13 protein-coding genes and 1 pseudogene are annotated in these 10276 nt (G+C 64.9%); 4 read left to right on the plus strand and 10 right to left on the minus strand.

Annotated features, from left to right (window positions below):
• Nucleotides 1-748: tRNA dihydrouridine synthase DusB (gene dusB / locus JOZ79_RS05985; protein ID WP_294071957.1), on the minus strand; the 748-nt coding region annotated here is incomplete at its 3' end.
• 50 nt (nucleotides 749-798) lie between these two features.
• Here dusB and JOZ79_RS05990 point away from each other — a divergent pair.
• Both JOZ79_RS05990 and JOZ79_RS05995 read left to right on the plus strand, forming a co-directional pair.
• On the plus strand, nucleotides 799-1938 hold the full coding sequence (locus tag JOZ79_RS05990) for a bifunctional 2-C-methyl-D-erythritol 4-phosphate cytidylyltransferase/2-C-methyl-D-erythritol 2,4-cyclodiphosphate synthase (RefSeq protein ID WP_294071960.1): 1140 nt from the start codon (nucleotides 799-801) through the stop codon (nucleotides 1936-1938).
• Nucleotides 1931-2434, plus strand: a complete 504-nt coding sequence (locus tag JOZ79_RS05995) for a CinA family protein (protein WP_294071963.1) — start codon at nucleotides 1931-1933, stop codon at nucleotides 2432-2434. Before JOZ79_RS05990 ends, JOZ79_RS05995 begins: the two co-directional genes overlap by 8 nt.
• Here JOZ79_RS05995 and JOZ79_RS06000 read toward each other — a convergent pair.
• Complete coding sequence (locus JOZ79_RS06000) at nucleotides 2395-2856, minus strand: type II toxin-antitoxin system RatA family toxin (RefSeq protein WP_294071966.1); 462 nt, start codon at nucleotides 2854-2856, stop codon at nucleotides 2395-2397. The two genes, JOZ79_RS05995 and JOZ79_RS06000, sit on opposite strands and share 40 nt — an antisense overlap.
• Entirely contained in the window at nucleotides 2843-3772 is a 930-nt protein-coding gene (lipA, locus tag JOZ79_RS06005) for a lipoyl synthase (protein ID WP_294071969.1), read from the minus strand. Before lipA ends, JOZ79_RS06000 begins: the two co-directional genes overlap by 14 nt.
• Nucleotides 3773-3838: 66 nt before the next feature.
• On the opposite strand from lipA, the gene JOZ79_RS06010 reads away from it, so the two are divergent.
• Complete coding sequence (locus tag JOZ79_RS06010) at nucleotides 3839-4474, plus strand: carbonic anhydrase (protein ID WP_294071972.1); 636 nt, start codon at nucleotides 3839-3841, stop codon at nucleotides 4472-4474.
• A gap of 44 nt (nucleotides 4475-4518) precedes the next feature.
• On the opposite strand, the gene JOZ79_RS06015 is transcribed toward JOZ79_RS06010, so the two are convergent.
• Entirely contained in the window at nucleotides 4519-4902 is a 384-nt protein-coding gene (locus JOZ79_RS06015; protein WP_294071975.1) for a hypothetical protein, read from the minus strand.
• Between the two features lie 170 nt (nucleotides 4903-5072).
• Here JOZ79_RS06015 and JOZ79_RS06020 point away from each other — a divergent pair, with 170 nt between their 5' ends.
• A complete protein-coding gene (locus tag JOZ79_RS06020) occupies nucleotides 5073-5801 on the plus strand; it encodes an NYN domain-containing protein (protein WP_294071978.1) in 729 nt (242 codons plus the stop codon).
• Here JOZ79_RS06020 and JOZ79_RS06025 read toward each other — a convergent pair.
• From JOZ79_RS06025 to JOZ79_RS06050, 6 genes and pseudogenes are all read right to left on the minus strand, one after another.
• The gene (locus JOZ79_RS06025) at nucleotides 5785-6789 is read right to left on the minus strand and encodes a mechanosensitive ion channel family protein (RefSeq protein WP_294071981.1); all 1005 of its coding nucleotides are present in this window, start codon (nucleotides 6787-6789) and stop codon (nucleotides 5785-5787) included. The genes JOZ79_RS06020 and JOZ79_RS06025 overlap by 17 nt on opposite strands.
• 190 nt (nucleotides 6790-6979) lie before the next feature.
• Nucleotides 6980-7267 carry a DUF1905 domain-containing protein gene (locus tag JOZ79_RS06030; RefSeq protein ID WP_294071985.1) on the minus strand — a complete coding sequence of 96 codons (288 nt, stop codon included), beginning with the start codon at nucleotides 7265-7267 and terminating at the stop codon, nucleotides 6980-6982.
• A gap of 7 nt (nucleotides 7268-7274) precedes the next feature.
• Complete coding sequence (locus JOZ79_RS06035) at nucleotides 7275-7670, minus strand: DUF1801 domain-containing protein (RefSeq protein WP_294071987.1); 396 nt, start codon at nucleotides 7668-7670, stop codon at nucleotides 7275-7277.
• Nucleotides 7671-7755: 85 nt separating this feature from the next.
• On the minus strand, nucleotides 7756-9435 hold the full coding sequence (gene ettA / locus JOZ79_RS06040; RefSeq protein WP_294071990.1) for an energy-dependent translational throttle protein EttA: 1680 nt from the start codon (nucleotides 9433-9435) through the stop codon (nucleotides 7756-7758).
• A 105-nt stretch (nucleotides 9436-9540) separates the two neighbouring features.
• The gene (locus JOZ79_RS06045) at nucleotides 9541-9864 is read right to left on the minus strand and encodes a YbaB/EbfC family nucleoid-associated protein (protein WP_294071993.1); all 324 of its coding nucleotides are present in this window, start codon (nucleotides 9862-9864) and stop codon (nucleotides 9541-9543) included.
• A gap of 10 nt (nucleotides 9865-9874) precedes the next feature.
• Nucleotides 9875-10276 (minus strand): annotated as a pseudogene (locus JOZ79_RS06050) (DNA polymerase III subunit gamma/tau); the annotation flags it as partial.

Here is a 10276-nt window from a genome sequence, read left to right on the forward strand (position 1 = left end):
CCCCGGTGAGTTCGGTCATGACCTGCGCCACGAACCATGGACGACCGTAGGCACCGCGACGGATCATCACGCCGTCCGCGCCGGATTGGCCAAGCGCCGTCCGTGCGGCGGCAATGGTGCAGATGTCACCGTTCACGATCACCGGGACCGAAACGGCGTCCTTCACCTTTCGAACGAACGCCCAGTCGGCCTCGCCCTTGTACATCTGGCAGCGAGTGCGGCCATGGATGGTGATCATCTGGACGCCGAGGTCCTGGGCGATCCGGGCAAGTTCGGGCGCGTTGAGGCTGGAATGGTCCCAGCCCATGCGCGTCTTGAGCGTGACCGGGACCTTCACCGCCTTCACGGTCGCATCGATGATCGCCGCCGCCGTCGTCAGGTCGCGCATCAGCGCCGACCCGGCCCAGCCGTTGACGACCTTCTTCACCGGGCAGCCCATGTTGATGTCGATGATCGCAGCGCCGCGCTGCTCGTTCAGCCTGGCGGCCTCGGCCATCACCTCTGGCTCGCACCCCGCGAGCTGCATGGAGACCGGCTCCTCGGACGGATCCCACAAGCACTTCTGGAGGGATTGGCGGGTTTCCCTCACCATCGCCTGGCTGGCGATCATCTCGGTCACCGTCAGTCCCGCGCCGTAGCGCTTCACCGCGCGGCGGAACGGCAGGTCGGTGACGGCCGTCATCGGCGCCAGGATCACCGGCGATCCGACCTCGACCGGTCCGATCCTGATGGGCTTCAGCGTCTGCATGGGACGGCGCGCCTTTACAGAAGGCACTCGAGAGGGGCAAGGCGCGCGCCATGAGCGTCACAGCGCTGATTGTTGCCGCCGGCAAGGGCGAACGCCTCGGCGGTGGAGTGCCGAAGCAATTCCGCGAGCTCGCCGGCAAGCCGGTTCTGCGCTGGGCGGTAGAGCCATTCCTCGCTCATCCCGCAATCTCGGAGGTCCGCGTGGTCATTGGCGCGGGCCAGGAAGAAAGCGCGGCCAAAGCGCTTGCCGGCCTCGGCCTCGGACACATTACGGGTGGAACGGAGCGATCGCATTCCGTCCAGGCGGGACTTGCCGAGATCGCGAGCGATGCCGTCCTCGTCCACGATGCCGCCCGCCCCTTCTGTCCCGCCGCGGTCATCGACCGCCTGATCGCGCCGCTCGAATTCTTCGACGGGGCCGCGCCCGTGCTGCCGGTCGGGGACACCCTCGCGCGCGCAACCGATCGCGTGGAGACTCCAGTGGATCGCACAGGCCTGGGACGAGTGCAGACGCCCCAGGCCTTTCGTCTGGCCGCTTTGCGCGAGGCATATCTCCGCTGGTTCGGCCCTGCCCCGACCGACGAGACCACGGTCGCCCGGGCCGCGGGGCTCACGGTTGCGGCGGTCGAGGGAGACCCTGCTCTGGACAAGCTTACGACGGCCGCGGACTTTCGACGCGCCGAACAATGGCTCGTCGGGTCCCTCGTCCCGACGACCGGGATGGGGTTCGACGTGCACGCCTTCGCTGGGGACGGACCGATCATGCTGGGCGGCGTATCGATCGCCCATCCGCGAGGCCTCGCCGGCCACAGCGATGCCGACGTCGTGCTTCACGCCATCACGGACGCCCTCCTCGGCGCGGCGGGGCTCGGCGACATCGGCCAGCACTTCCCGCCTTCGGACCCGCGATGGCGTGGCGCGGCATCGGACCTGTTCCTGCGCCATGCGGCAGAGCTCGTGCGCGGCGGCGGCGGTGTCATTGACCATGTCGACTGCACAGTCATCGCCGAGGTGCCCAAGGTCGGTCCCTATCGCGATGCCATGCGTTCACGAATTGCAACGATCCTCGATCTCAGGGAGGCGCAGGTGAGCATCAAGGCGACGACCACCGAGGGGCTCGGCTTCACTGGACGTCGAGAAGGGATTGCAGCGCAAGCGGTCGCCAGCATCCGGATGCCCGGTCATGTCTGAAGCCCTGCTCTCGAAGACGCTTGTCGACAAGGCCCGCGAAGTCGTCGAAGCCAATCGCGCAGCCGGCCGCCGCGTCGCCGTCGCGGAGAGCTGCACGGGAGGGCTCGTCAGCGCCTCGATTACGGAGATCGCCGGCTCCTCGGACGTGTTCGAGGCGGGCTATGTAACCTATTCCAATGCGGCCAAGATCGCTCAGCTCAAGGTGAGCGAAGACGTCGTCGACACCTTCGGCGCGGTCAGCGTCGCGACGGCCTGGGCGATGGCGCGCGGCGCCCTCCTGGCCTCGAATGCGGACGTCGCCGTTGCGATCACCGGGATTGCCGGGCCGACGGGGGGAACGGCGGCCAAGCCCGTCGGGACGGTGGTCTTCGCTCGAGCGGAACGCGATGCCGATCCCGCGAAGATCGTCGCGGACCAGAAGCATTTCGAAGAGCCCGACCGAGCCGGAGTCCGCCTTCAGGCGGCGCTTTGCGCGCTCGAGTTGCTAATGCCGTAGAGCGTCGCAGCCCGTTGCTCGAAGGCGGCAGTCATTCGCCGAAGGGCGCGGTCGAACATTGATCCGGCAAGCGTTTCGAACAGCCGGGACTTGAATGCAAAGTCCACGGAAAAGAACAGGTTGGTGCCGTTATCTGCTGCACGTTCGAAACGCCATTCGTTGTGCAAATACTTAAGCGGGCCTTCGATGTAGTCGACTAGAATGCGATTCGGCCGCTCCTTGGTCACCTTGCTGGTGAACCGCTCCTTGAAGGCGTTGAAGCCAACCACGAGGTCGGCGATCGTCTGCTGCTCCGTGGACGAACGGACGCGCACCGCGACGACCCAGGGCAGGAACTGGTCATAGTGGCGGACGTCCGCCACCAGGTCGAACAATTGTTCGGGCGTGTAGGGAAGATGCCGCGTCTCGCTATGCCGCGGCATTCGCGCCTTCCCGGGCCAGCTTCGCTTCGCGGTTCCGCTGCATCGCCTTGAAGTCGTCGCCGGCGTGATAGCTCGAGCGAGTCAGCGGCGACGCGGCGACCAGCAGGAAGCCCTTGGCCCGGGCGATCGCCGCATAAGCGTCGAAGGCCTGCGGCGTGACGAATTCCTCGACCTTGGCATGACGCGACGTCGGCTGAAGATACTGCCCCATGGTCAGGAAATCGACGTCCGCGGAACGCATGTCGTCCATGACCTGATGCACCTCGAGCCGCTGCTCCCCAAGGCCGACCATGACGCCGGACTTGGTAAAGATATGCGGGTCATGGCGCTTGACGCTCTCCAGAAGTCGGAGCGACGCGTAGTAGCGCGCGCCGGGGCGGATCGTCGGATAGAGCCTCGGCACCGTCTCCAGATTGTGGTTGTAGACGTCAGGCCCCGCCTCGACGATCGCCTCTACGGCGGCCTCGCTCTTGTTGCGGAAGTCCGGCGTCAGGATCTCGATGGTCGTCGTCGGCGTGTTCCGACGAAGCGCCTGGATAACCTTCACGAATTGCGATGCGCCGCCATCCGGAAGGTCGTCGCGGTCGACGCTGGTGACCACGATATGCTCCAGCCCAAGCTCGGCTGCCGCGGCCGCGACATGCTCCGGCTCAAGCGGGTCGAGCGCGCGCGGCATTCCCGTCTTCACGTTGCAGAAGGCGCAGGCGCGGGTGCAGGTGTCGCCGAGGATCATCACCGTCGCGTGCTTCTTGGTCCAGCACTCGCCGATATTGGGGCACGCCGCTTCCTCGCAGACCGTGGCGAGGTTGAGCGAGCGCATCAGCTTGCGGGTTTCGGCATAGCCATGGCTGGTCGGTGCCTTGACCCGAATCCAGTCTGGCTTGCGCTGGCGCGGCAATCCTGCGGGGGCGTTCATGGCCCGGCAGATAGCGAGTGCGACGCGCGCTTGCCACCCCCGCCCTCATCGCGCTAGCCGCGACCGATGCCGTACCTCTCCAATCTCATCGCAGGCTATCGCCGCTTCCGCAGTCAGGACTGGGCGCGCGAACGCGACCGCTGGGCCGAACTCGCCGAGGGCCAGAGCCCGCAGGTGATGATCCTGTCCTGTGCCGACAGCCGCGTCGACCCGGCGCAAATCTTCAATGCCAGGCCAGGCGAAATGTTTGTCGTGCGCAACATCGGTGCGCTTGCTCCGCCCTATGAAACCAGTCCCGGCTTCCACGGCGTCTCCGCGGCGCTGGAGTTTGCGGTCGACCAGCTGAAGGTCGGGGAGATCCTGGTCATGGGTCACGGCTTCTGCGGCGGCTGTGCGGCGGCGCTCACCGACAAATTCGAAGGCACTCCTCACGGTGAGGGTCATTTCATCGCCGACTGGGTGGACATGCTCGCCGGAGCCCGGGATCAGGTCCGCGCTCGGCACGAGGAGCTCGACAGAGCGGCCTTCCTCGACATGGAATGGGAGGCGGTGAAGGTCAGCCTCGCCAACTTGAGGACCTTCCCGTGGATCGCGGATCGCGAGCGGGATGGCCAGCTCAAGCTGCACGGCGCCCATTTTTCCGTTTCCGAAGGACGCCTGTACCTGCTCGACGAGGCGGAAGGCGAATTCCGCCCCGTCTAGCAGGATTTCTCAAGGCAGCAGCCTAAGCTGTTGCCCTTCATGCGCTAGCAGCGGATGTCGTAGCTGTAGTGCGGCTGCCCGTACTGGTCGACGTAATAGCAATAGCCGCGGGTATCGCGGTAATATTGATGGCCGTTGACGGTTGCGCCGAGCACGCCGCCAAGGATCGCGCCCGCGACCGCTCCGGTGCCGGTGCTGACGCCCGGAAGAACCGCCCCGGCGATTGCGCCGGCAGCACCGCCGATGGCCGCGCCGGCCACTGCATTCCCGGCGCGCGAGCCGCCGCCCGGCGCATATCCGTTGTTGTAGTAGCCGTTGTCATAGCCGTAGCCGGGGCCGTAGCCCGGACCGTAGCCATATGGGCTGGTGGCGCAGCCCGTCACGGCCACGCTGGCGGCCATTGCCGCTGCAATTGCGATCTTCCTCATTACTCCGTCCCTTCCGAAACACGCCCCCTGTGAGGCATTATTGCTTCAGCGGGCGTTTCGTTCCCGCATCGATCATTGCCCGTGCCGGCGCGGGGCGAACGGAGCGCCGGGGTGTGGTCATTCCGGGCCGGCGCGATAGAGAGTTTCGGCAAGACGAGGATTCTGAGCGCATGCCCGACACGAACGGCGATTCCGAACGCAACATTGCGCTGCTGATCGATGCCGACAACGCCTCGCCGGATCACCTTGACGAGGTTCTGCTGGTGCTCGGCGAGCTCGGGACGATCAACATCCGGCGCGCCTATGGAAATTGGGCGAAGGCGAGCCTCAAGGGATGGGGCCAGCTTACCGGCCTTCATTCGATCGTGCCGATGCAGCAGTTCGATGTCGTCAAGGGCAAGAGCGCGACCGACATGCGCATGACCATCGACGCAATGGACCTCCTCTATCGCGGTAATGTCGATGGTTTCGGGATCATGTCGTCGGACAGCGACTTCCTTCCGCTCGCACAGCGAATCCGCGAGGACGGCCTGCAGGTCTACGGATTCGGGACGTCGAAGACCCCGCAATCCTTCCAGCAGGCCTGCTCCCGCTTCTTCGACGTCGGCGCGCTCGGCCTGGCCGAGGACGAGCGGCTCGAGCAGCCGGAGACGAGCGAGGGCCAGCGTCCGGTCGACGCCGAACTGCTGCAGGTGCTGGGCTCGGCCTACAAGGCCTCGAAGCGTGACGAGGAAGGTTATACGCCATTGTCGGAGCTGGGCCAGCGCGCCAAGGCCGTGTCGAGCTTCGCCGCTCGCAACTATGGCTTCACCCGCTTGTCCGAGCTCATCAAGGCGGTGCCCAACTTCGAAGTGAAGGCCGGAAGCGACGGCCGCTTGCTGGTCAAGCGGTTGCGCTAGCGGGCGGGGCGCCCTCGATCCGGATCGGCGGCACCTCGACGATTGCGTAGGTGCCGGACGCAATCCCGATTTTCGCCTCGCCCAGGCCGGCCAGGACGTCACGGCTGATCGCATCCTTGATCACTCGGATGCCATGGTCTGGCACGAGGAAACGGACGGTCAGCTCCAGCCAATTGTCCGTCAGGCGCCAATAGACCCTCGGGTCGACATCGCCGATGTCGATCCCGAACAAGCTCTTGAGGCGGTCGATCTCCGCCTCGTCGGTTCGGTCCCGGGTCAGTGCGTGGCGCCGCGTGGCCGCGAGCAGGATGTCCTCGGCCCTCGCCTGATCATCGCCATACTTGATCGGCAGGTTCATTTCGTCCCAGATGTAAGGGAAATCGCGAGTGTAATTATAGACCGGCTCATCGAAGACCTTGTCGTTGGTGACGGTCACGATGCGACCGGTGAACTGCCGGGAACGGATCCACATTGATGGCGCGTCGGCCTGCTCCTTGAGCGATTGGCCCATTTCCATGATTCGGGTCTGCATGAAGCTCAAGTCAATGACGTCGCCGCGGACGCCGCCCATCACGATGCGATCTCCAACGTTGAAGGTCCTGCCCCGCAGGATGACGAAATAGCCCGCCACCGCGGTGATTACCCGCTGGAGGGCGAAGGCGACGCCAGCGCCGACCATTCCGAGCACCGTCGCTAGCTGCGCGGGATTGTCGAACCAGATCGACAGGATGCCGATCAGCACCATCGCCGCCAGGATTAGGCTGACGCCCTGTTTAGCCCAGAACTGTACGCGCGTCCCGGTGCGGCTACCGATCAACAGGTGAAGTGCGCCCCGGAGAAGCTTGGTGAGAAGCCAGGCGACAAGGATGAACCCGACTGTCAGCACGAGCTTGTGCAAATTCTGGGGCGTCGCGCCGATTAACGTGACCCCGAACAGATGCAGGCCTTGGATGGCCGCGCTCGGCGCAGCCTGGGCGCTATTCGCCACCTGAGTCGGGCCCTGCAGCACAATCCCTCAACTGGAGCCAAGGCGGAAGGGTTCCCGCGGACGGGAGGGCGGCGCGTCGGACATTCTCCGGGGCGAAGTAAACTCGGGAGAATGTCCTGCCCGATTTGGACTGGCGGATCGACGGTGCGGACTCCGACGACCGAAACGGTGACCGCCGAAAGAACGCCTTTCAAAGCAGCGTCAGCTCGACCCTCACCTCGTCGCCCTCGGCGATGCCCGCTTTGCGGACGATGTCGATTTTCACCGGCAGGAAATAGCCGCCCTCCCTCATTGGAAAGACCGACGTCCGCCAAGTGATGTCATGAAGACGGCATTCGACCCGGACCGAGCGGAAGCCGCGCGGGAATTCCATCGCTTGCAGCCGAAGGGCGCCTGTCAGCTCTTCCGGCACGGTCATGAAATGCGCACTGCCTTCGTTCCAGCGCCAGAGCTGCAACGGGCCAGTGAAAGTGATCAACGTCGGTCTAACGCGCCTTCGTGGCGACGTTGGCGGCGATCGCTTCGCGGATCAGGGCCTTGAACGCGTCCTCGTCGAGGCTCGTCCCTTCGGGGATGTCGATCGCCCGGCGAGTGCCGGCGTCGAGACTGGAGTTGAACAGGCCGGCGGGATCCTTGAGCGACGCACCCTTGGCGAAGGTCAGCTTGACCTTGTCCTTATAGCTTTCGCCCGTGCAGACGATCCCGTCGTGCGACCAGGTCGCCACGCCGAGCGGGTTGGAGGGCTTGCGCCACTTGACCTCCTCGACGACGTCCGGGTCCGCTTCCCGGATCAGCCGCCGAAGCCGCGTGAGAAGTGCGCCGCGCCAGTCGCCGAGCGACTTGATCTTTGCATCGACCGCCGCCGGACCGTCGTCGACCATGGTTCCGCTCCTCGTGCCAGTGCATTCGGCCCCTGCCCGAGTGGAAGCCAAGGCGGGGCCCGGGTCAAGCCCGGGGTGACGTATCTTACCGCGTCAGCCTGCGGTGGCTCGTCGAGCTTGCCCGGTCGGCTTCGTCGCCCAGGCGGCGGCGCTTGTCCTCCTCATAGGCTTCGAAATTGCCTTCGAACCATTCGACGTGGCTGTCGCCTTCGAACGCCAGGATGTGCGTCGCCAGGCGATCGAGGAAGAAGCGGTCGTGGCTGATCACCACCGCGCAGCCGGCGAAATTCTCGATGGCTTCCTCGAGCGCTCCGAGAGTCTCGACGTCGAGGTCGTTCGTCGGCTCGTCGAGAAGCAGCACGTTGCCGCCGCGCTTCAGCATCTTCGCGATGTTGACGCGGTTGCGCTCGCCGCCGGACAGCTTGCCGACGTTCTTCTGCTGGTCCTGACCCTTGAAGTTGAATGCGCCGACATAGGCCCGGGTCGACTGGTCGTGACCGTTGACCTTCATGTAGTCGAGCCCGTCCGAGATCTCCTCCCAGACGTTGTTCTTGTCGTTCAGGTGATCGCGGCTCTGGTCGACGTATCCGAGGTGTACGGTAGGGCCGATGTCGACCTGGCCGGTGTCGGGCGTTTCCTGGCCGGTAATGATCTTGAACAGGGTCGATTTGCCGGCGCCGTTCGGACCGATCACGCCGACGATCCCGCCCGGCGGCAGATTGAACGTAAGATCCTGGAACAACAGCTTGTCGCCATAGGCCTTGGAGATGTTCTCGACCTCGATGACCTTGCCGCCAAGCCGCTCGGGCACCTGGATCAGGATTTCGGCCTTGCCAGGCGTGCGATTCTCCTGGGCGGCGACGAGCTGGTCGAACTTGGCGATGCGGGCCTTGGATTTGGTCTGCCGCCCCTTGGGACCCTGCCGGATCCACTCGAGCTCGTCCTTGATGGCCTTCTCGCGGCCCGATTCCTCGCGCTCCTCCTGCTGGAGGCGCTTCACTTTCTTCTCGAGGTAGGTCGAATAATTTCCCTCGTACGGGAAATACTTCCCGCGATCGATTTCGAGGATCCAGCTGACGACATTGTCGAGGAAATAGCGGTCGTGGGTGATCATCAGCACCGCGCCGGCATATTCCTTCAGATGGTTCTCGAGCCATTCGACGCTCTCGGCGTCGAGGTGGTTGGTCGGCTCATCGAGGAGCAGGATCGACGGCTTCTGGATCAGCAGGCGGGTGAGCGCGATGCGGCGCTTCTCACCGCCGGAGAGGTTTCCCACCGGCCAGTCGGACGGCGGGCAGCGGAGCGCCTCCATCGCGACCTCAAGCTGGTTGTCGAGAGTCCAGCCATCGACCGCGTCGATCTTGCCCTGGAGCTCGCCCATCTCCTCCATCAGCGCGTCGAAGTCGGTGTCGTCCTTCGGGTCGCCCATTTCGGCTGAGATGGCATTGAAGCGGTCGACCATGTCGGCAACGTCGCGGGCGCCGTCCTTGACGTTCTCGAGAACGGTCTTGGTCGAGTCGAGCTGCGGCTCCTGCGGCAGGTAGCCGACAGTGACGTTCTCGCCCGGCCAAGCCTCGCCCTGGAAGTCCCTGTCGATGCCGGCCATGATCTTCATCAGCGTCGATTTGCCGGCGCCGTTGGGGCCGACGATGCCGATTTTGGCGCCGTGGTAGAATTGCAGGTTGATGTGGTTCAGCACGGGCTTCTGCGCGCCGGGAAAGGACTTGGTCATGTCCTTCATGACAAATGCATATTGAGCGGCCATGGGGTCGCGGACGTCCTTGCAAATGAGGTGAGGAGTTCGCCTGCGAGTTAGTGTCTCGCGCCGCGAATGTCACCCCTCGCCTCGGCGCCTCCCAGGCAGCCGCGGCTAGAACGGCAGCTTGAACCCCGGCGGCAGCGGCAGGCTGCTCTGCATTTTCTGCATTTCACCCGCGGCGGCCGTGTCGGCCTTCGCCTTGGCGTCATTGAAGGCAGCGGCGATCAGGTCTTCCAGCATGCCTTTTTCCGATGGTTGGAGAAGGCTATCGTCGATCGCGACCGACAGGATCCGGCCTTTGGCGGTCGCGCGAACGCTGACCATGCCGCCCCCCGACGAACCTTCGACTTCGATCGAGTCGAGATTGTCCTGCGCCTTCTGAAGCTCGTTCTGAGCATTCTGGGCAAGCTTCATGATCTCATCGAAATCTGGCATTTCCGGCATCTTAGGCGCCTCTGCTTGAGAAGGATTCGAGGTCCGCGCCGGGGAAGGCCTCCATCACGGCGCGGACTGCTGGATCGGCGAGCACGTCGGCTCGAACGCGCTGCTCGGCGATTTTCTCCTGGTCAAGGAGTGACGGCTCGCCGGCTTCATCGGACAGCGCGACCTGCCAGTTGGCGCCAGTCACGGCCTTGAGGGCGAGCGCGAGGTCGCGGGTCCACTCCGCGCCAAGGGGGCGCACCGGCTTCAGCGCGAGCTCGGGCGGTGCGTAGCGGACGAGACCGACCTGGTCGTGAAGCTGCTGGGCGAGGAGCCGCTTTCCGGAACGCTCGAGCATTTCAACGAGCGCGGGAAAGTCCGCCGGCAGGTGCGCCGCGGGACCGGAGGGCTTCCCGGCGGGCGCGTG

The sequence above is a fragment of the Sphingomonas sp. genome, from assembly GCF_019242355.1.
In the GTDB taxonomy this organism is placed as follows: Bacteria; Pseudomonadota; Alphaproteobacteria; order Sphingomonadales; family Sphingomonadaceae; genus Sphingomicrobium.